The organism is Alicycliphilus sp. T452, assembly GCF_054512775.1.
Window position 1 is genome coordinate 1 of the sequence record NZ_JBTNEH010000036.1, and the last position, 18,744, is coordinate 18,744.

22 protein-coding genes are annotated in these 18,744 nt (G+C 60.1%); 12 read left to right on the top strand and 10 right to left on the bottom strand.

Going from position 1 to position 18,744, the window contains the following annotated elements:
- Nucleotides 1-214 precede the first annotated feature (214 nt).
- Both ACX12L_RS21220 and ACX12L_RS21225 read right to left on the bottom strand, forming a co-directional pair.
- On the bottom strand, nt 215-1,990 hold the full coding sequence (locus tag ACX12L_RS21220; protein ID WP_231698642.1) for a tyrosine-type recombinase/integrase: 1,776 nt from the start codon (nt 1,988-1,990) through the stop codon (nt 215-217).
- Nucleotides 1,991-2,007: 17 nt separating this feature from the next.
- A complete protein-coding gene (locus ACX12L_RS21225) occupies nt 2,008-2,226 on the bottom strand; it encodes a DUF3717 domain-containing protein (RefSeq protein ID WP_231698643.1) in 219 nt (72 codons plus the stop codon).
- Between the two features lie 288 nt (nt 2,227-2,514).
- Between ACX12L_RS21225 and ACX12L_RS21230 the strand changes: the two genes are divergently transcribed.
- The 4 genes from ACX12L_RS21230 to ACX12L_RS21245 are packed head-to-tail and all read left to right on the top strand — an operon-like array spanning nt 2,515 to nt 4,729.
- Nucleotides 2,515-3,282, top strand: coding sequence for a hypothetical protein (locus tag ACX12L_RS21230; RefSeq protein WP_231698644.1), 768 nt, complete (start codon nt 2,515-2,517; stop codon nt 3,280-3,282).
- Complete coding sequence (locus tag ACX12L_RS21235) at nt 3,279-3,596, top strand: antitoxin (RefSeq protein WP_231698645.1); 318 nt, start codon at nt 3,279-3,281, stop codon at nt 3,594-3,596. The genes ACX12L_RS21230 and ACX12L_RS21235 overlap by 4 nt, the downstream gene beginning before the upstream one ends.
- On the top strand, nt 3,593-4,009 hold the full coding sequence (locus ACX12L_RS21240; protein ID WP_231698646.1) for a PIN domain-containing protein: 417 nt from the start codon (nt 3,593-3,595) through the stop codon (nt 4,007-4,009). The genes ACX12L_RS21235 and ACX12L_RS21240 overlap by 4 nt, the downstream gene beginning before the upstream one ends.
- 18 nt (nt 4,010-4,027) lie before the next feature.
- Nucleotides 4,028-4,729 (top strand): hypothetical protein, encoded by a 702-nt coding sequence (locus ACX12L_RS21245; RefSeq protein ID WP_231698647.1) that lies wholly within the window; start codon nt 4,028-4,030, stop codon nt 4,727-4,729.
- Between the two features lie 392 nt (nt 4,730-5,121).
- Here the strand turns inward: ACX12L_RS21245 and ampC are convergent, their stop codons facing one another.
- From ampC to ACX12L_RS21280, 7 genes are all read right to left on the bottom strand, one after another.
- On the bottom strand, nt 5,122-6,285 hold the full coding sequence (gene ampC / locus ACX12L_RS21250; protein WP_048709300.1) for a class C beta-lactamase: 1,164 nt from the start codon (nt 6,283-6,285) through the stop codon (nt 5,122-5,124).
- A 217-nt stretch (nt 6,286-6,502) separates the two neighbouring features.
- On the bottom strand, nt 6,503-6,787 hold the full coding sequence (locus ACX12L_RS21255) for a type II toxin-antitoxin system RelE/ParE family toxin (protein WP_011342942.1): 285 nt from the start codon (nt 6,785-6,787) through the stop codon (nt 6,503-6,505).
- Nucleotides 6,784-7,062: a hypothetical protein gene (locus ACX12L_RS21260; RefSeq protein ID WP_011342941.1), complete on the bottom strand. Its 279-nt coding sequence runs from the start codon at nt 7,060-7,062 to the stop codon at nt 6,784-6,786. Before ACX12L_RS21260 ends, ACX12L_RS21255 begins: the two co-directional genes overlap by 4 nt.
- A gap of 355 nt (nt 7,063-7,417) precedes the next feature.
- Nucleotides 7,418-8,182 carry an IS6-like element IS6100 family transposase gene (locus ACX12L_RS21265; RefSeq protein ID WP_001389365.1) on the bottom strand — a complete coding sequence of 255 codons (765 nt, stop codon included), beginning with the start codon at nt 8,180-8,182 and terminating at the stop codon, nt 7,418-7,420.
- A 174-nt stretch (nt 8,183-8,356) separates the two neighbouring features.
- The gene (gene sul1 / locus ACX12L_RS21270) at nt 8,357-9,196 is read right to left on the bottom strand and encodes a sulfonamide-resistant dihydropteroate synthase Sul1 (protein WP_000259031.1); all 840 of its coding nucleotides are present in this window, start codon (nt 9,194-9,196) and stop codon (nt 8,357-8,359) included.
- Nucleotides 9,190-9,537 (bottom strand): quaternary ammonium compound efflux SMR transporter QacE delta 1, encoded by a 348-nt coding sequence (locus tag ACX12L_RS21275; RefSeq protein WP_000679427.1) that lies wholly within the window; start codon nt 9,535-9,537, stop codon nt 9,190-9,192. The genes sul1 and ACX12L_RS21275 overlap by 7 nt, the downstream gene beginning before the upstream one ends.
- Nucleotides 9,538-9,705: 168 nt before the next feature.
- A complete protein-coding gene (locus ACX12L_RS21280; RefSeq protein WP_003159191.1) occupies nt 9,706-10,260 on the bottom strand; it encodes an aminoglycoside N-acetyltransferase AAC(6')-Ib4 in 555 nt (184 codons plus the stop codon).
- 173 nt (nt 10,261-10,433) lie between these two features.
- Between ACX12L_RS21280 and ACX12L_RS21285 the strand changes: the two genes are divergently transcribed.
- Both ACX12L_RS21285 and ACX12L_RS21290 read left to right on the top strand, forming a co-directional pair.
- Nucleotides 10,434-10,685 (top strand): type II toxin-antitoxin system Phd/YefM family antitoxin, encoded by a 252-nt coding sequence (locus tag ACX12L_RS21285; protein ID WP_032492621.1) that lies wholly within the window; start codon nt 10,434-10,436, stop codon nt 10,683-10,685.
- A complete protein-coding gene (locus ACX12L_RS21290; protein ID WP_032492620.1) occupies nt 10,682-10,936 on the top strand; it encodes a Txe/YoeB family addiction module toxin in 255 nt (84 codons plus the stop codon). The genes ACX12L_RS21285 and ACX12L_RS21290 overlap by 4 nt, the downstream gene beginning before the upstream one ends.
- 87 nt (nt 10,937-11,023) lie before the next feature.
- On the opposite strand, the gene ere(A) is transcribed toward ACX12L_RS21290, so the two are convergent.
- Nucleotides 11,024-12,244, bottom strand: a complete 1,221-nt coding sequence (gene ere(A) / locus ACX12L_RS21295; protein ID WP_032084014.1) for an EreA family erythromycin esterase — start codon at nt 12,242-12,244, stop codon at nt 11,024-11,026.
- Between the two features lie 207 nt (nt 12,245-12,451).
- Here ere(A) and intI1 point away from each other — a divergent pair, with 207 nt between their 5' ends.
- From intI1 to ACX12L_RS21325, 6 genes are all read left to right on the top strand, one after another.
- On the top strand, nt 12,452-13,465 hold the full coding sequence (intI1, locus tag ACX12L_RS21300) for a class 1 integron integrase IntI1 (protein WP_000845048.1): 1,014 nt from the start codon (nt 12,452-12,454) through the stop codon (nt 13,463-13,465).
- Between the two features lie 311 nt (nt 13,466-13,776).
- Entirely contained in the window at nt 13,777-14,355 is a 579-nt protein-coding gene (locus tag ACX12L_RS21305) for a recombinase family protein (protein WP_012077403.1), read from the top strand.
- The gene (locus tag ACX12L_RS21310) at nt 14,352-17,381 is read left to right on the top strand and encodes a Tn3 family transposase (RefSeq protein WP_012077404.1); all 3,030 of its coding nucleotides are present in this window, start codon (nt 14,352-14,354) and stop codon (nt 17,379-17,381) included. Before ACX12L_RS21305 ends, ACX12L_RS21310 begins: the two co-directional genes overlap by 4 nt.
- A 133-nt stretch (nt 17,382-17,514) precedes the next feature.
- Complete coding sequence (locus tag ACX12L_RS21315; protein WP_231698648.1) at nt 17,515-17,850, top strand: hypothetical protein; 336 nt, start codon at nt 17,515-17,517, stop codon at nt 17,848-17,850.
- Nucleotides 17,832-18,452 (top strand): DUF6166 domain-containing protein, encoded by a 621-nt coding sequence (locus tag ACX12L_RS21320; RefSeq protein ID WP_431778056.1) that lies wholly within the window; start codon nt 17,832-17,834, stop codon nt 18,450-18,452. Before ACX12L_RS21315 ends, ACX12L_RS21320 begins: the two co-directional genes overlap by 19 nt.
- On the top strand, nt 18,445-18,738 hold the full coding sequence (locus tag ACX12L_RS21325; RefSeq protein ID WP_231698650.1) for a hypothetical protein: 294 nt from the start codon (nt 18,445-18,447) through the stop codon (nt 18,736-18,738). Before ACX12L_RS21320 ends, ACX12L_RS21325 begins: the two co-directional genes overlap by 8 nt.
- The last annotated feature ends 6 nt before the right edge of the window (nt 18,739-18,744 follow it).

Sequence of the window (18,744 nt, forward strand, 5' to 3'; positions counted from 1 at the left end):
GTTGCGCAGGCGGCCTGGAGCAGTGCCGCGCAGCGGCAATCCGAAGGATCGAGCCGAATAGGCGAGCTGCGGAAAGCGCCCGAAGGGCGCGCGGGCGTCCGGTGACCGCGCAGCGGGCAGCGCCCAGGGGTCAGGGCCGGCTCTCCCGAATGGAAGTTGAAAAGTATTCGTACAGGTACGAATACTCATGAGGGACGCTCCAGAACTGCTTTCATCAACCGCCTTCAGCCGAGCCGAAAGCACGCTCCATCTGCCGCTGGCGGCGCTGCTCCTGGGCGCGGTAGTAGCCTGCAGTTGTGCGTGGATCGGCTTGGCCCAGGTTGGCCTGAAGCACGTCGGGCGGCACTTCGGCTTCGGCCGCACGTGTCGCATGCGTGTGCCTCAGCCAATGCAGCGAAGCGTGACGTGCGTCTTCCCGTTCCTCATGTGACAGTGAGGATGCCCGCAGCGCAGCCCGTACAAACCGCTGGAAAGCCGGAGCGAGTGTTGAATAGCTGAGGTAGCCACGTTGCTTCCGCTCCTGCTCGTCTGGCCTCCTAACCAGCTGCCCTGCTTCCGGCGCATCCATCCCTGGAAGCTCTGGCGCTTTCAGGTGCGCAAGCAACGGCGTGTTCGGATGCGCAAGGTCGTAATCCAACCCACGCGCGCCGAAGTAGGCCCTTGTCGCCCTCATGGCCGATGCTGGCACAACCACGAAACGGTTGCGCGCGCCCTTGCCATGAACCCGAAGCCAATACCCTCCGTCCCGCTGCCGAATGTCCGCCTTGCGCCCGAACAGCAATTCTGTCGCGCGCAGGCCTGTGCCCTGGCCGAACTCCAGCAGCCAGCGCATGCGTGCAGCCGCCGCATCCGGCAGTTCCGGTACATGCGCATGCAGCACGGCCCAGGCCGTGGGCGTGAAAGCCCGCGACGCATCCAGCGACTCGTCCGGGTCATCGGGCAGTCGCAGATTCACCAGATCCCACGGATTGCGCGGCAGTTCGCCGGCGCGCGCGAGCCAGGCGAAAAAGGAGTTGATCACGGTCAGCGCATACCGCTGGCTGGTGATGCGCGGCTGCGATGCAAAAGGCGCCCATCCTTCGCGGAAGCGGGCGGCGCTGCGCCGGCTCATCCATTCCACGGGCACGGCCCGCAAGAATGCGATGTAGGCCGTGCAATCGTCCGGGCCAGCATCGCCCAAGGACTTGCGCCTCTCCGACACCAGCCAGACAAGGAAGCGCTGCGTTTCACGCCGATAAGCTCGGACGGTCTGCGCCGACTCGGTACGGGATGAGATCCACTGCTCGATCAACTGGTGCGCGTTCTCGGCCAGGTCGCGCGCTTCCGTCGAAGCGGCCCAGGTCGGTGCGGCCGGCCAGCCGACCAATGCGCCGACCTGAGCTGCAAGCTGTCCGGCTTTGACCGGACCGTAGCCCGGCAGGCCTCGCCACCATCGTCCACCCAGAACGATGGCGGTGCGCAATTCGCCCATCAAGTGGAAGCCGGCACGCTTCAGTCGCACGGCCAGGTCTTCGGGGAACCAGGCCGCAACGGAATCGCCGAGAGAGGGCGGCTCGACAGCGTGAGCCTCCAGCTGCTGCAGCAGTTCCATCCTCGCACGTCGCAGCCGTTCGATCTGCTTTGTCTTGCGGTCGGTGCCGAGGGGGCCGTTCTCGGCCTCGTAGATCTCGCGCAACTCTTCAAAGGAAAACCCGTCATAGCCATTGGATTCCGCCCATTCTTCGAGGGAAACGGGCTTTGCCAGCGCTTGGACCGGCAGCTGTTGCACGCGCAGCAGCCGCCAGCGCGGGCCGAGGCCCGCGCGTCGCGCGACGGCGGCGGCCATGTCCACGGCCGCGCGATGCACGGCGACGGCCGAATCCTCCGAGCAGTCCAGATAGCGCCGAGCCGAGCTGGCCACCGGAAATCCTTCGGCCACGGAACGCAGGTGGGCCAGCACGTCGCGCGTCAGGCGCAGCGGGGAAGCCGGCAGCTTCTTGGGATCAGGCATCTTTTCTCCCCGAGAAATCATTCGCTCGCACGCCAGCGCTCCAAGGCGGCCATGACATCCGGGTTGATACCGGCCCTAGGCACCGTGTCAACGCGGTCCACCAGCATCTGCGCCCACAGGCCAGCCATGGTGTTGGCATCGGGATGCATGCGACGCTCCAGGCCCTCGGGCGGGTGGGCTTCCATGCATCGGGTGAGGGCGGCGTCGATGGCCCGAAAGCTCAAGCTGTTGTCCATGGATAGGCTCCATTTCTCTCCGAGAAAACACGCACGGCATGAAGGGCAGGGCGGTCGCTCCTCGAAGACAAGCGCTTCGCACTCCAAAAAACTCTTTGCCCATCAACGGCTTAGGCGCATCGTATCTTCGGACACCGAAAAGGGCAACGAAATAGCATGCAGTGATAAGTACAGTTATCACTGTACTATTTTAGCTCTTGCAATGTAGCTACACGATATATATACTATTGCCCTGAGCTGAACCGTCCGCTCACCGTGGCCTGGGGTATCAGGCCTCAAGGAACTGCCATGCAAGACGTGACGCGCGCGCCGACAGCTGACGAACAAGGCGGCATGGACTGGTGGAATGCCCAGTCGGAGCAGTTGCGCAGCTACTGGCTCAAAGAAGTCGGCAGCACCACCGCCTCGGCGGCCGATGCCTGGCTGAAATTCAAGGCTGCGCGCGACCTGTCCGAGAAACTGTATGGCCAGCGGCCATTGCGCATGCATAGCGGCCTTGAATTCGTGGGATTCGAGTTCTCCCTGGGCGTGTTCCCCGGCGATGACGGCTGGCTTGGCGTCAGGGTCGTTGCGGAGCCGCCGGCCACTGGATACAAGGAGGGTTGCACGCTGGGAAGCGAGAGTACGTCGCTCCTGCGCTTTGGCGTCAATGCTCAGATCGGATCGACGACGCTGGAGTGGTTCGCGCAGAACGAACACGTGCCGCTCTACTGGGAAGGCTTCAAGCTGGTCCTGCAGCCGCACCAGTGCGAGCAGCTGCGCGCCTGGTTGCCGCGGCTGGGCCGCACAGCCGTGCTGGCACAAAGCCTGTCCACCGCCGTGAAACGCAGCATTGGCGAGGACGTTCCCACCTTGCACTACGTCGGTGGCTTCGTCGCGGACCTGGCCGCGCGAGTGATGCTCGACGGCCAGGCGACCGCCGACGCCATCTCAGCGCAGCTTGCGGAACATTGGGCCGCGAAGGAGAAGGGCCTGCAGGCGGCGCTGCAAGGCCCGGAAGTCACAGCCCTGCTGGAAACGGCACGGTTCACGGAAAAACAAAGGAGCGCATCATGAACGCTGATCCAATCAAGACCGCCCGTCTGTTCAGCAGCGGCGGAAGCCAAGCTGTGCGCCTGCCGGCCGAGTTTCGCTTCGAGGGCACCGAGGTCCTGATCCGGCGCGATGCCCGCTCGGGTGATGTCGTGCTGTCCCCGGTCAAGGCCGTCAGTTGGGCGGCATTCGCGGCGCTGCGCGAGCAGCTGGCCGAAGAGCTGGCTGCAGAAGGCCTGGAGGACTATCTCAAGAACCGCCAGCAGCCGATGGATGGCCCTCGCGACCCCTACGCGGACTGGATCGAGCCGCACAGAACAGGTGAGGGCGCCGCGTGAGCGCGGTCTACATGCTGGACACCAATGCCAGCAGCGCTGCCATCCGCGGTGACGCGGCAATCAATGAAAAGCTGCTCGCGCTGCCGCCGGATGCCTGGTGCATTTCGACGATCACGATGGCCGAGCACGTCTACGGGTTAGCCAAGAAGCCACAAGCCGTGCGGCTGGCCCAGCTGGTTCACGCCTTCCTCAACCTGGCGAACGTGCTCACGTGGGACCGCGAGGCCGCGGAGGTGCTGGGCCCGGTGCGTGCCGAGTTGGAGCGCATCGGCCGACCGATCGGCGCCTACGACACCCTGATCGCTGCGCATGCGCTGTCGCGCGGGCTGGTCCTCGTCACGGCAAACGTGGGCGAGTTTCAAAGGGTGGATGGCCTGCGCATCGAAAACTGGCAGGCACTGGAAAAGCACTGAAGAGAAAGAAGGGACGGCATGAGTGACCTGCTCGCACGCTTTCAAGCGCAGACACGCCGCAAGGCCGATTCCGACCTGATCCGTCGCTGGGAGTGGGACGCCAGGTATCACGGCGACAAGAACATCAAGATCCAGGCGTCGAATGCGAAGCGCTCGGCCACGCAGATGCAGAAGATCAAGGAGCAGTTCAGCAACTTGAAGCCTGAGCACGAACTGGCGATCAATGCGGCCGCCAGCGCCCTGCGCGCCATGGCCGAGGAGCTGACGTTGCTAGCGGCGTGGGCCAAGGACTATCAAGTGTTTTGCGCTGCCGCGTGGAAGAAGGAAGAGGACGCCCGGCTGGAGGCACTGGCACAAGAGCGCTGGGGCGATGACCAGCAAGCCCTACAGTTCGAGATTGACCTGATCGGAGAGCTGGCAACCAAGGACGGGCAGCATGCCTTTGCCAGCTGGTGCCACTCGGCGGGCAAGTACAAGCACTGCCAACTTGATCAGATCAGCTGCCATGTTGATCAACTGAAGAAGGGGGAAACACCGCGAAAGCGGGCGGCCCTCACCGTTCAGCAGGGCATGGACCGGCCATCACCGAATATGTGGAATGGCATGTACGGCCCGACCGTGATCGGCAGCTGGCCGGACTACGAAGCCTACGTGGCCTATCGCAAAGAGGTTGCCAGGACATCCGCGCGCATTTTCGAGCACATCGGAAGGCATTCCTGAAAGGGTACGTCAAAGCGAACTGCCGAAAGCTGCCCAAAATTTCTCCCCGAGAAATTCCAGGAAGCGAGATCAAGTTTGGGGTTCTAAGCCGGAACCGCCGAAAATTCCGTCAGCCGATCAACGTGGCTTGTCCCGCGCCCGGTCGATGGGGTAGACCCAACAGTCGTGTCACTAGCCGCCATTTCGATCACGGCAATGCCAGCCGGACGTCACGTCCAGATTGTTCCGGTCTGGATGAGGCCGACTGACGTCTCGGATGACGGGTGGCATACAACTGCTGTGAGTCCTGCAGGGGGGCAGCTGCCTGACCGGACGGCGAGCATCAGCCCATCTCATGTATTAGTCATGTCAGCTTTGACACTGCGCACGCGACGGCACCCGACCCAAAGCTGTCATTGTTTCCCGGTTAGATTGCTATAAATTTTGTGGGCAATTTCTACCCGTTCAGCATTGGGGTAGTTTTTATTGGCCAGCAACACAACCCCGAAGCGCTTTTCAGGCACAAACGCAACATAAGCACCGAAGCCGTTGGTAGCACCAGTCTTGTTAACCCACACATTGCTGTTAGGTGTGGCTGCAGGAACCTTAGCGCTTACTGGGGTTGGATTCAGGATAAGTTTGGGAGCATTGCCTTCTTGCAGCATAGGCAAGTCAACAGGCATTGCATACTCCTCCCAGATGAGGTCTTGAGTCATCTGGCCTACGCTGAAATAGCTCTTGCGGGTATTGTTTAAAGCCGATTGCAGCATGCTATCCAAGGGCAACATGCCCATGTTGGCCTTCACAAAGGTGATCAGGTCAGTAGCCGTGGTTTTGATGCCGTAGGCTTCACTGTCCAACATGCCTGGATTGACACGCACAGGCTTCTTATCGTTGTTGTAGCCCCAAGCGTAGCTGGACATCTTCTGTGCAGGGATGCTCAGATAAGTGCTAGTCAAACCGAGGGGCTGGAAAATGGTTTGAGTCATGGCGGTGCTGAAATCTTGCCCCAAACTTTTCGCCGTTATCCACCCTAAAGCACCGATGCTTGGGTTTGCATAAGTACGCATCGTGCCGGTTTTGTACGCAGGCTTCCAGGTGCGGAGGTATTCCAGAAGCTGCTCCCGAGTTTGGACTTCATCAGGCACCTGCAGAGGAATGCCGCCAACGGTGTGCGTTCCAAGATGGAAAAGCTGCAAGTTACCGAAGTCCGTACCAGACAACTCAGGCAAATACTTTGCTGCTGTATCGGTCAGTTTCAGCTTCCCAGTGGCTTCTGCGTGCGTCGCCAGTGTGGCTGTGAAGGTCTTACTGATAGAGCCAATCTCAAAAATCGTCTCGTCAGTTACCGGTGTTTGTTTCTCAACATCTGACACGCCATAGTTTAAGACATAAGTCTTGTCCCCCAATACCAATGCCACAGCCATACCAGGAATCTGGTTCTTTTCCATGGCAGGCAGCACGGCTGCAGAGATGGCTTTCATTGCTTCAGCACTGGAAATTTCAGCAGCATTGACAGCCGAGCCAAGACCAAAGACAGCGGCTGTCAGAAGGACAGTAAACAGACGGTTTTTCAATTTTTACCTTACGGGTGAAGGAGGAAAGCCAACGCTGGCACTTGCGATGCAATTGAGTGCTGTAGCGCTACGAGCTGGGGATTCTAAAAAATTTGATAGCAAATTGGCTCGGCATCGCGGAGCGATGAGTGACTGCTTCTGGCCGCCTGCCGCCGACCGCGGTCTGGCTCGAAAGCAGTCTGTCAACGCGCCGTTTCATTGTTGCCATGATCATATCTTAATCGCGCACAGGCGGCCACAGGCGGGCAGTATGAACCAGCGTCAGTATCCACACCGTTTCGCCGTCGATCTGATACACCAGGCGATAGCTTTCGTGCGGGATCAACTCGCGGGTCCCGGGAATCTTTCCCGGCTTGCCCAGCATGGGGTGCTGGATCAAGCGGGCGGCCGCGTCGCTGAAAATCTCATCCATCCGGGCCGCCGCGCGCGGATTGTCGGCTGCGATGTAGTCCCACACATCGGCACGGTCTTGCTGCGCTTCGGGCGTCCAAACAACCCTCACGCCTGGCTCGCCACACTGGCACGCCGTGCGGCGAATTCGGCCTCAACTTCATCGTTCGACCGCCCCAATCCAGCGCGCATCGAAGCCCGGCCGGCTTCGACCTTGCGGCGCAGGAACTCGTCGTACTCGCGCGACTCGCGCTGGCGCTGAACGAACTCGCGCATCAGCTCGCGCAGCACTTGCGACGCCGGGCGATGGGCCGCCTCGGCTTCGGCCATAAACTCGGCGCGCAACTCAGGCTCCAGCTTCATCGTGAAAACGGCTTGTTTTGACATGATCGGGGCCTCCTGCCACTTGATACTAACAAAGTATATACGCCGTCATTACTAAGCGCTATTCACAGAACGCTGCAAGGCGGGCGTGCGCTAGGCCAAGGCCTGTCGGAAAACATTTGTTTTTCGACAGGCCTTCAACGGTCCTCTGCTGTCATTTTCAGAAGACGACTGCACCAGTTGATTGGGCGTAATGGCTGTTGTGCAGCCAGCTCCTGACAGTTCAATATCAGAAGTGATCTGCACCAATCTCGACTATGCTCAATACTCGTGTGCACCAAAGCGAGGTGAGCATGGCGACGGAGGCTCTGTTGCAAAGATTGGCGGCAGTCAGAGGTAGGCTGTCGCTCTGCGCCGATCAGGCGGCTGCTGCGAAATGGTGGTTGAGCATGCCCATGGCCTCCGTCAGCGCCGAGGGCCCAATGCCAAAAGCTCTCTCCACAAGGCGCACCTCGCCCCTGATGCCGGGCTGCAGGCACCAGGGGCGAGCCTGTCCTTTGCGCAGGGCTCGCATGACTTCGAATCCCTTGATCGTGGCATAGGCCGTGGGGATCGATTTGAAACCGCGCACCGGCTTGATCAGTATCTTGAGCTTTCCGTGATCGGCCTCGATCACGTTATTGAGATACTTCACCTGCCGGTGGGCCGTCTCCCGGTCCAGCTTTCCTTCGCGCTTCAATTCGGTGATCGCTGCACCATAGCTCGGCGCTTTGTCGGTATTGAGCGTGGCAGGCTTTTCCCAGTGCTTCAGGCCTCGCAGGGCCTTGCCCAGGAACCGCTTCGCTGCCTTGGCGCTGCGGGTCGGCGACAGGTAGAAATCGATCGTGTCGCCCCGCTTGTCGACTGCCCGGTACAGGTAGGTCCACTTGCCCCGCACCTTGACGTAGGTTTCATCCAGGCGCCAGCTCGGATCAAAGCCACGCCGCCAGAACCAGCGCAGCCGCTTCTCCATCTCCGGGGCGTAGCACTGGACCCAGCGATAGATCGTCGTATGGTCGACCGAAATGCCGCGTTCCGCCAGCATTTCCTCAAGGTCGCGATAGCTGATCGGATAGCGACAATACCAGCGCACCGCCCACAGGATCACATCACCCTGGAAATGGCGCCACTTGAAATCCGTCATCGTTCCGTCCGTCCAATCTCCGCCAAGCATGCTCAAGCTTCACGATTTTTGCAACAGAGCCCGGTATGAACCGCCGCCTCATAGTGCAGTTTGATCCTGACGAGCCCAGCATGTCTGCGCCCACCTTCGCGGAACCTGACCAGGGTCCGCTAGCGGGCGGCCGGAAGGTGAATGCTAGGCATGATCTAACCCTCGGTCTCTGGCGTCGCGACTGCGAAATTTCGCGAGGGTTTCCGAGAAGGTGATTGCGCTTCGCAGATCTCCAGGCGCGTGGGTGCGGACGTAGTCAGCGCCATTGCCGATCGCGTGAAGTTCCGCCGCAAGGCTCGCTGGACCCAGATCCTTTACAGGAAGGCCAACGGTGGCGCCCAAGAAGGATTTCCGCGACACCGAGACCAATAGCGGAAGCCCCAACGCCGACTTCAGCTTTTGAAGGTTCGACAGCACGTGCAGCGATGTTTCCGGTGCGGGGCTCAAGAAAAATCCCATCCCCGGATCGAGGATGAGCCGGTCGGCAGCGACCCCGCTCCGTCGCAAGGCGGAAACCCGCGCCTCGAAGAACCGCACAATCTCGTCGAGCGCGTCTTCGGGTCGAAGGTGACCGGTGCGGGTGGCGATGCCATCCCGCTGCGCTGAGTGCATAACCACCAGCCTGCAGTCCGCCTCAGCAATATCGGGATAGAGCGCAGGGTCAGGAAATCCTTGGATATCGTTCAGGTAGCCCACGCCGCGCTTGAGCGCATAGCGCTGGGTTTCCGGTTGGAAGCTGTCGATTGAAACACGGTGCATCTGATCGGACAGGGCGTCTAAGAGCGGCGCAATACGTCTGATCTCATCGGCCGGCGATACAGGCCTCGCGTCCGGATGGCTGGCGGCCGGTCCGACATCCACGACGTCTGATCCGACTCGCAGCATTTCGATCGCCGCGGTGACAGCGCCGGCGGGGTCTAGCCGCCGGCTCTCATCGAAGAAGGAGTCCTCGGTGAGATTCAGAATGCCGAACACCGTCACCATGGCGTCGGCCTCCGCAGCGACTTCCACGATGGGGATCGGGCGAGCAAAAAGGCAGCAATTATGAGCCCCATACCTACAAAGCCCCACGCATCAAGCTTTTGCCCATGAAGCAACCAGGCAATGGCTGTAATTATGACGACGCCGAGTCCCGACCAGACTGCATAAGCAACACCGACAGGGATGGATTTCAGAACCAGAGAAAGAAAATAAAATGCGATGCCATAACCGATTATGACAACGGCGGAAGGGGCAAGCTTAGTAAAGCCCTCGCTAGATTTTAATGCGGATGTTGCGATTACTTCGCCAACTATTGCGATAACAAGAAAAAGCCAGCCTTTCATGATATATCTCCCAATTTGTGTAGGGCTTATTATGCACGCTTAAAAATAATAAAAGCAGACTTGACCTGATAGTTTGGCTGTGAGCAATTATGTGCTTAGTGCATCTAACGTTTGACATGAGGGGCGGCCAAGGGCGCCAGCCCTTGGACGTCCCCCTCGATGGAAGGGTTAGGCATCACTGCGTGTTCGCTCGAATGCCTGGCGTGTTTGAACCATGTACACGGCTGGACCATCTGGGGTGGTTACGGTACCTTGCCTCTCAAACCCCGCTTTCTCGTAGCATCGGATCGCTCGCAAGTTGCTCGGCGACGGGTCCGTTTGGATCTTGGTGACCTCGGGATCATTGAACAGCAACTCAACCAGAGCTCGAACCAGCTTGGTTCCCAAGCCTTTGCCCAGTTGTGATGCATTCGCCAGTGACTGGTCTATTCCGCGTACTCCTGGATCGGTTTCTTCTTCCCACCATCCGTCCCCGCTTCCAAGAGCAACGTACGACTGGGCATACCCAATCGGCTCTCCATTCAGCATTGCAATGTATGGAGTGACGGACTCTTGCGCTAAAACGCTTGGCAAGTACTGTTCCTGTACGTCAGCAAGTGTCGGGCGTGCTTCTTCTCCGCCCCACCACTCGACGATATGAGATCGATTTAGCCACTCATAGAGCATCGCAAGGTCATGCTCAGTCATGAGGCGCAGTGTGACGGAATCGTTGCTGTTGGTCACGATGCTGTACTTTGTGATGCCTAACGTTTGAAATAAGGGGCGCCGAGCGCCAGCGAGGGGAGCCAAAAGCTTGCTTTTGGCCGTCCCGACTTGATTGAAGGGTTGGGCGTTTTTTTGCCTCGCCTTCGAGTTGCTCTTGTTGTACAATTTTCTGTACATGTACGGAGGATGTTATGGACGCTATCACTTACACACACGCCCGCGCCAACCTGGCTGGAACCATGGATCGTGTTTGCAACGATCATGAGCCGGTGATCATCACACGTAACGGCGACCAATCGGTTGTGATTCTCTCGCTGGAAGATTTCCAGGCGCTGGAAGAAACTGCGTATCTGCTGCGCAGCCCCGCCAACGCCAAGCGGCTTTTCAAGTCGATCGAGCAACTTGAAGCGGGCCGAGGACAGGCGCGGGAGTTGGCCGAATGAGATTAATTTTTTCCGATGATGCATGGGAAGATTATCTGTTCTGGCAAAAACAAGACCGCCGCATGGTTGATCGAATTAACAAGCTAATTAAAGAAACCACCCGAGAGCCTTTCTCTGGAGTGGGCAAGCCAGAGCCATTAAAACATGCTTTGGCCGGTTATTGGTCTCGTCGAATTACGGATGAGCACCGAATGGTTTACAAAGTGGCGGATGATGCCCTTTGGATCGTTCAACTCAAGTACCACTACTGAAAAGACGCCCAACGCGCTGATCACCGGCGGTTGAAAACCGTCCGGTGGATTCGCAGGTTATGCTCCCTCATTTTCATTTCCGGTTTCCTATAGGGCAACTAGGCTGTCCTTGCCGGCGCTTGGAACACAGACGATGGCATCAAATGCCTCGCTCAATTTCGTTTTTACAGAGGCGCTTTGAGACCGCATTCGCTTTGCTTCCATGGGGGCATCTGTCAATGTCAGACATGAATTCTCCGTACCACAGGCGTCGATGACATACTGTTCCATACTATCCTCACGGATTGCATCGGCAGGCGTGGTCACAACAGAGAATCCAAGAGGACTGTCGGGCGATGGGAAATGCATTTCCGGCACGGTGGGTCCAAGATGGGTGAATGCAATCGCACGGTAATTCACCCTCTCTGCGAGGTGCTGCCCCATGGGAACAGCCGTAAGCTCGCCTGAAAAGGAGACTGGGGTTTTTTGTAAATGATTGTTGTGCGCCAGCAGAATTATCTTCACATCCGGATTCGCTCGAACCATTCCATCTACTACGCCCGCCATATACGAGTCACGTACGGAAGTATCTCCCTCAAGAGAGGTACCATCGAAGAAAGTTTTCATTATACGCAAGGTTTCCAACGTATACTCTATCGACTCTATTCGATCAGAGGCTTTTCGGAACAAATCGCTGTTGACGTGTTTTTTCAGTACAGGGGCAAGCGACGCCAAGCGGAGCTTCAATCTGGTTACCCCTGAGATAGCTTTCTCCTGCCGAGCCGTTTCTAGCTCCCCCCATTTTGCCGATGAAATAACCGCCGACTGGCCATCAATGGACGCCAACAAGTGAGTCAGCATATCAACGTGCGGTTTCATGAGGTGATCGATGAGCTGGATAATTTCGGCCAATTGCGCTAGGTCGTCCCTTGGGTTCAGGGTGTTGGGTAAGTCGATTCCGACTAACTGCAGTTTTCTTCCTGATTCGCGGAGATATGATTTCAGCCAGATCAGCACTGAGCCATACACAGAAAAGGTCAGGGTATCCGAAAATCGCTCAAGTTCATGAGCACCGGCTGTTGAGTTGAGCCATTCAGATAACCGGGATGCCTGAATCGCCCCACATTCCAAACCAATCGCATTAAAATCATGCCTTTCGACCAAATAGCGGATAAGACTTGCTCTAGCCAGTGAAAACTCCGCGACAAAATGAGCGCCCTCGCCAATGCCGACAATTCGGGCGCCCTCAATTACGGAAGTAAGAATCTCAAACTCATTGAAGTCCAGATTTTGAGGCTGTAAAAGTGTTCTGGTCGTTCTCCACGTCATTATTTTACCTTTGCGTTTATTACTTTAATCGCCATACGTTCGCTTCGCCAACAACCCGGGTCACAGCATAACTTTGTTTTAGGGCGACTGCCCTGCTGCGTAACATCGTTGCTGCTCCATAACATCAAACATCGACCCACGGCGTAACGCGCTTGCTGCTTGGATGCCCGAGGCATAGACTGTACAAAAAAACAGTCATAACAAGCCATGAAAACCGCCACTGCGCCGTTACCACCGCTGCGTTCGGTCAAGGTTCTGGACCAGTTGCGTGAGCGCATACGCTACTTGCATTACAGTTTACGAACCGAACAGGCTTATGTCCACTGGGTTCGTGCCTTCATCCGTTTCCACGGTGTGCGTCACCCGGCAACCTTGGGCAGCAGCGAAGTCGAGGCATTTCTGTCCTGGCTGGCGAACGAGCGCAAGGTTTCGGTCTCCACGCATCGTCAGGCATTGGCGGCCTTGCTGTTCTTCTACGGCAAGGTGCTGTGCACGGATCTGCCCTGGCTTCAGGAGATCGGAAGACCTCGGCCGTCGCGGCGCTTGCCGGTGGTGCTGACCCCGGATGAAGTGGTTCGCATCCTCGGTTTTCTGGAAGGCGAGCATCGTTTGTTCGCCCAGCTTCTGTATGGAACGGGCATGCGGATCAGTGAGGGTTTGCAACTGCGGGTCAAGGATCTGGATTTCGATCACGGCACGATCATCGTGCGGGAGGGCAAGGGCTCCAAGGATCGGGCCTTGATGTTACCCGAGAGCTTGGCACCCAGCCTGCGCGAGCAGCTGTCGCGTGCACGGGCATGGTGGCTGAAGGACCAGGCCGAGGGCCGCAGCGGCGTTGCGCTTCCCGACGCCCTTGAGCGGAAGTATCCGCGCGCCGGGCATTCCTGGCCGTGGTTCTGGGTTTTTGCGCAGCACACGCATTCGACCGATCCACGGAGCGGTGTCGTGCGTCGCCATCACATGTATGACCAGACCTTTCAGCGCGCCTTCAAACGTGCCGTAGAACAAGCAGGCATCACGAAGCCCGCCACACCGCACACCCTCCGCCACTCGTTCGCGACGGCCTTGCTCCGCAGCGGTTACGACATTCGAACCGTGCAGGATCTGCTCGGCCATTCCGACGTCTCTACGACGATGATTTACACGCATGTGCTGAAAGTTGGCGGTGCCGGAGTGCGCTCACCGCTTGATGCGCTGCCGCCCCTCACTAGTGAGAGGTAGGGCAGCGCAAGTCAATCCTGGCGGATTCACTACCCCTGCGCGAAGGCCATCGGTGCCGCATCGAACGGCCGGTTGCGGAAAGTCCTCCCTGCGTCCGCTGATGGCCGGCAGCAGCCCGTCGTTGCCTGATGGATCCAACCCCTCCGCTGCTATAGTGCAGTCGGCTTCTGACGTTCAGTGCAGCCGTCTTCTGAAAACGACATCTGCACCAACCTCCGAGTGGCCGCAAAATTGTGCGGAAAACTCTGTCGCCAGACGCTACCATACGGAAACCTCGTCTTAATGGTTTTCCGCTTATGTTGGTAGGTTACATGCGCGTGTCGTCGGACTCCGACCGCCAGAGCACGAACTTGCAGCGCGATGCGCTGCTCGCCGTCGGCGTCGATGCGCGGCATCTGTTCGAGGATCATGCTTCCGGCGCGAAGGACGACCGCGCGGGCCTGGCGCGGGCGCTCGAATTCGTTCGCCCTGGCGACGTGTTGGTCGTGTGGAAGCTCGACCGGCTCGGCCGTTCGTTGTCGCACTTGCTCGCCATCGTGACCTCGCTCAAGAAAAAGCAGGTGGCGTTCCGCTCGCTGACGGAGAACCTGGATACCACGACGCCCTCGGGCGAGTTTCTGTTCCAGGTGTTCGGCGCGCTCGCGCAGTACGAACGCGCCTTGATCCAGGAACGTGTCGTCGCCGGTCTGGCTGCCGCCCGCAAACGCGGCCGGATCGGCGGCCGGCCGCAGGCGATCACCGGCGAGAAGCTGGAGGCCATCGTCGCTGCGCTCGATGGCGGCATGTCCAAGGCGGCGGTGTGCCGCAACTTCGGCGTCAAGCGAACCACGCTGATCGAGACCCTGGCACGGGTTGGTTGGACGGGCTCTCGTGGAGCGTCATCGCGATGACGACCAAGAGCGAACGATTGACCGTCCTGTCGGACGCCGAGCAGGAAGCCCTGTACGGCCTGCCGGACTTCGACGACGCCCAGCGGCTGGAATACTTGGCGTTGACTGAAACCGAACTGGCGCTCGCCAGCAGCCGGCCTGGTCTCCATGCCCAGGTCTATTGCATCTTGCAGATCGGTTACTTCAAGGCCAAGCATGCCTTCTTCCGCTTCGACTGGAGTGAGGTCGAGCACGATTGCGCCTTCGTGCTGAGCCGCTACTTCCACGGCGAGTCCTTCGAGCACAAGCCAATCTCCAAGCACGAGCACTACACCCAGCGCGAGTGGATTGCCGATCTGTTCGGCTACCGGCCGTGGGCGGCCGAGTTCCTGGCGCAGCTCGCGCAGCAGGCCGCGCAGACCGTGCGGCGCGACGTGATGCCGGGGTTCATCGCCGCCGAGCTGATCGTCTGGCTAAACGAGCACAAGATCATCCGGCCCGGCTATACCACCCTGCAAGAGCTGGTGAGCGAAGCCCTGTCCGCCGAGCGTCGGCGGCTGGCTGGCCTGCTGTCGGAAGTGTTGGACGAATCGGCCAAGGCCGCGCTGGGTCGGCTTCTAGTGCGTGACGACACCCTGTCGCAATTGGCGGCGCTCAAGCAGGACGCCAAGGACTTTGGCTGGCGTCAGATGGCCCGCGAACGCGAAAAGCGCGCCACGCTGGAGCCGCTGCACCGGATCGCCAAGGCGCTGCTGCCCAAGCTCGGCGTCTCGCAGCAGAATCTGCTGTACTACGCCAGCCTGGCGAACTTCTACACCGTCCACGATCTACGCAACCTGAAGGCCGATCAGACCTACCTCTACCTGCTTTGCTATGCCTGGGTGCGCTACCGGCAGCTTTCCGACAACCTGGTCGATGCGATGGCCTACCACATGAAGCAGTTGGAGGACGAAAGCAGTGCGGGCGCAAAGCAATCCTTTGTCGCCGAGCAGGTGCGCCGTCAGCAAGACACACCGCAGGTCGGCCGCCTGCTGTCGCTTTACATCGACGACAGCGTGCCCGATCCCACGCCGTTCGGCGATGTGCGCCAGCGCGCCTACAAAATCATGCCCCGCGATACGCTGCAAACCACCGCGCAGCGCATGAGCGTGAAGCCGGTGAGCAAGCTGGCTTTGCACTGGCAGGCGGTGGACGGCCTGGCTGAGCGCATCCGCCGCCATCTTCGGCCGCTGTATGTCGCGCTCGACCTCGCTGGCACTGATCCGGGCAGCCCGTGGCTCGTGGCGCTGGCCTGGGCCAAGGACGTGTTCGCCAAACAGCAGCGCCTATCGCAACGGCCGCTCGCCGAATGTCCAGCGGCCACGCTGCCGAAACGCTTGCGACCGTACCTGCTGACCTTCGATGCCGATGGCAAGCCGACGGACCTGCATGCCGACCGCTACGAGTTCTGGCTGTACCGCCAGGTCAGGAAGCGCTTCCAGTCGGGTGAACTCTACCTCGACGACAGCTTGCAGCACCGGCATTTTTCCGACGAGCTGGTTTCGCTGGATGAGAAGGCCGCCGTGCTGGCGCAGATCGACATCCCGTTCCTGCGGCAGCCACTCGATGCCCAGCTCGATGCGCTCGCGACCGAGCTGCGCGCTCAGTGGCTGGCCTTCAACCGCGAGCTGAAGCAGGGCAAGCTGACGCACCTAGAATACGACAAGGACACGCAGAAGCTGACATGGCGCAAGCCCAAGGGCGAGAACCAGAAGGCGCGCGAGAAGGCGTTCTACGAGCAACTGCCGTTCTGCGACGTGGCCGACGTGTTCCGCTTCGTCAACGGCCAGTGCCAGTTCCTGTCGGCGCTGACGCCTTTGCAGCCGCGCTATGCGAAGAAGGTCGCCGACGCCGACAGCCTGATGGCGGTCATCATCGCGCAGGCGATGAACCACGGCAACCAGGTCATGGCACGCACCAGCGACATCCCGTACCACGTGCTGGAGAGCGCCTACCAACAGTACCTGCGCCACGCAACGCTGCACGCGGCCAACGACTGCATCAGCAACGCCATCGCCGCGCTGCCGATCTTCCCGTACTACTCGTTCGACCTCGATGCACTGTACGGTGCCGTCGATGGTCAGAAATTCGGCGTCGAGCGGCCGACCGTGAAAGCGCGCCACTCGCGCAAATACTTTGGGCGCGGCAAGGGCGTGGTCGCCTACACGCTGCTGTGCAACCACGTGCCGCTCAACGGCTACCTGATCGGCGCGCACGATTACGAGGCCCATCACGTGTTCGACATCTGGTATCGCAACACGTCGGACATCGTGCCGACCGCGATCACCGGCGACATGCACAGCGTCAACAAGGCCAACTTCGCTATCCTGCACTGGTTCGGCCTGCGTTTCGAGCCGCGCTTCACCGACCTTGGCGATCAGTTGAAGGAACTCTACAGTGCCGACGATCCGGCGCTGTACGATCAGTGCCTGATCCGGCCGGCCGGGAGAATCGACCGCGATCTCATAGTCAGCGAGAAGCCGAACCTCGACCAGATTGTCGCCACGCTCGGACTGAAGGAGATGACGCAGGGCACGCTGATCCGCAAGCTATGCACCTACACCGCGCCGAACCCCACGCGGCGCGCGGTGTTCGAGTTCGACAAGCTCATCCGCAGCATCTACACGCTGCGCTACCTGCGCGATCCGCAACTGGAGCGCAACGTTCACCGCTCACAGAACCGCATCGAGTCCTATCACCAGCTACGCTCAACCATCGCCCAGGTCGGCGGCAAGAAGGAATTGACCGGGCGCACCGACATCGAAATTGAGATCAGCAACCAGTGCGCCAGGCTGATCGCCAACGCGGTCATCTTCTACAACTCGGCCATCCTCTCGCGGCTGCTGATGAAGTACGAGGCGAGCGGCAACGCCAAGGCGCACGCTCTCCTGACCCAGATATCGCCGGCGGCCTGGCGGCACATCCTGCTGAACGGGCATTACACCTTCCAGAGCGACGGCAAGATGATCGACCTGGATGCGCTCGTGGCGGGGCTGGAGCTGGGATGACGGAAATTTCGGCGGTTCTGGCTTAGAACCCCAGTTTGAGGGCTTGACAATTGTTAGTAACGTTACTAACATTGGCGCAGATGGATATTCCACCTGCCCAGGCCCGGGGATCGGGTTCAAGGAGACGACGGCCATGCACCTCAATCCCATCGACCTCGCACGCGATGACGCACTCTCCGAGCGCGGACTTCCGCCCATCGCCTATGCCGACAACCCGAAGGGCGTCTACGGCACGTCGCCGGTGATCGCCGTCAAGCGCGGCGAGCCCGGCTACTACCCGATCCACACACGGCTGACAGCTGACGAACTCAATGCCGCCGAAGGCGTCACATCCGCGCAGCGCGAAGCCATGCTGACCGGCTCCATGTTCGGCTGGCACCTGCAGGGAGCCAACCCGAAATTCCACGAGCAGCTGATGACGCGAAAGCATCACCAGCAGGGGAGAGAGCGATGCACCCCTGGTTCGTGACTTACACAACCGGCCCGCTGGATGTGCGCAAGACCTTCGAGGTGGACGCGGACACCAAGGCCGACGCGATCGTCCTCGGCGATACCCTGGCCGCCGCCTGGCTGCGGCTGCACGGATTGGTGCCGGGCGATCTCCGCGGCGACCCGGCGGACGGCAGCGAGAGCGCGGCGGCCCGGTTGTCGTACTGCCAGCCGGCACCGCCGGCGTGGGTGGGCATTTTCGGACGCCGCGCCGATGATGGGCACCACACCCGCGTGACCACGGCGCCGATGGTCTCGGCCATCCTCGACCACCACGGAGCGGTGCCGGCACCCTGGAACGCCACCGACGAACTGCCCTGGCGGATCGACCTGCGCAACCATTCGCCCAGCGGCCTGGAATGGGGGTACATGGGCTCGGGCCCGGCGCAGCTGGCCATCGCCGCATGCGCCTTCGCACTCGGCGACGAGCGCGCCGAAACGGTCTACCAGGCCGTCAAGGATCGACTCTTTGCCGGCCTCCAGACCCCCGAGTGGGTGGTAACGGTCGGCCGGCTGCGCGAGCTGGCCGATGAGATCGAGCAGGCTGCCCGGGAGCATGAGAAAGGGGTTCGCCATGCATGAAGGCCAGCCGCCCGTCCGGTTCGTGACCCTGCGCATCAGTGCGACCATCGCAAACGAGTACGCCAACCGCTGTCCCGAATGGCTGTCCGAAGAACTGGACGAGGGCCGCAGGCGCGTGCCGCTGGATCTGGCGCAGCAGATTTTGCTGGACGCCGAATACAACAGCGACCGCAGGGCACAGGACGTGGGCGAGTACGGCATGCCGCTGCCCATCTTCAATGCCTACAGGGCGCTGGCCAGGCAAACGCGCGCCGCCATCGCCGCCGAGAACAGCGGCACCACATGAGCCGCT

Excerpts from the sequence above, each read along its gene's own strand:
- ACX12L_RS21220 (WP_231698642.1), bottom strand. The coding sequence starts at position 1,990 with ATGCCTGATCCCAAGAAGCTGCCGGCTTCCCCGCTGCGCCTGACGCGC.
- ACX12L_RS21225 (WP_231698643.1), bottom strand. The coding sequence starts at position 2,226 with ATGGACAACAGCTTGAGCTTTCGGGCCATCGACGCCGCCCTCACCCGA.
- ACX12L_RS21230 (WP_231698644.1), top strand. The coding sequence starts at position 2,515 with ATGCAAGACGTGACGCGCGCGCCGACAGCTGACGAACAAGGCGGCATG.
- ACX12L_RS21235 (WP_231698645.1), top strand. The coding sequence starts at position 3,279 with ATGAACGCTGATCCAATCAAGACCGCCCGTCTGTTCAGCAGCGGCGGA.
- ACX12L_RS21245 (WP_231698647.1), top strand. The coding sequence starts at position 4,028 with ATGAGTGACCTGCTCGCACGCTTTCAAGCGCAGACACGCCGCAAGGCC.
- ACX12L_RS21260 (WP_011342941.1), bottom strand. The coding sequence starts at position 7,062 with ATGTCAAAACAAGCCGTTTTCACGATGAAGCTGGAGCCTGAGTTGCGC.
- ACX12L_RS21265 (WP_001389365.1), bottom strand. The coding sequence starts at position 8,182 with ATGACGGATTTCAAGTGGCGCCATTTCCAGGGTGATGTGATCCTGTGG.
- sul1 (WP_000259031.1), bottom strand. The coding sequence starts at position 9,196 with ATGGTGACGGTGTTCGGCATTCTGAATCTCACCGAGGACTCCTTCTTC.
- ACX12L_RS21275 (WP_000679427.1), bottom strand. The coding sequence starts at position 9,537 with ATGAAAGGCTGGCTTTTTCTTGTTATCGCAATAGTTGGCGAAGTAATC.
- ACX12L_RS21285 (WP_032492621.1), top strand. The coding sequence starts at position 10,434 with ATGGACGCTATCACTTACACACACGCCCGCGCCAACCTGGCTGGAACC.
- ACX12L_RS21290 (WP_032492620.1), top strand. The coding sequence starts at position 10,682 with ATGAGATTAATTTTTTCCGATGATGCATGGGAAGATTATCTGTTCTGG.
- intI1 (WP_000845048.1), top strand. The coding sequence starts at position 12,452 with ATGAAAACCGCCACTGCGCCGTTACCACCGCTGCGTTCGGTCAAGGTT.
- ACX12L_RS21305 (WP_012077403.1), top strand. The coding sequence starts at position 13,777 with ATGCGCGTGTCGTCGGACTCCGACCGCCAGAGCACGAACTTGCAGCGC.
- ACX12L_RS21310 (WP_012077404.1), top strand. The coding sequence starts at position 14,352 with ATGACGACCAAGAGCGAACGATTGACCGTCCTGTCGGACGCCGAGCAG.
- ACX12L_RS21315 (WP_231698648.1), top strand. The coding sequence starts at position 17,515 with ATGCACCTCAATCCCATCGACCTCGCACGCGATGACGCACTCTCCGAG.
- ACX12L_RS21320 (WP_431778056.1), top strand. The coding sequence starts at position 17,832 with ATGCACCCCTGGTTCGTGACTTACACAACCGGCCCGCTGGATGTGCGC.
- ACX12L_RS21325 (WP_231698650.1), top strand. The coding sequence starts at position 18,445 with ATGCATGAAGGCCAGCCGCCCGTCCGGTTCGTGACCCTGCGCATCAGT.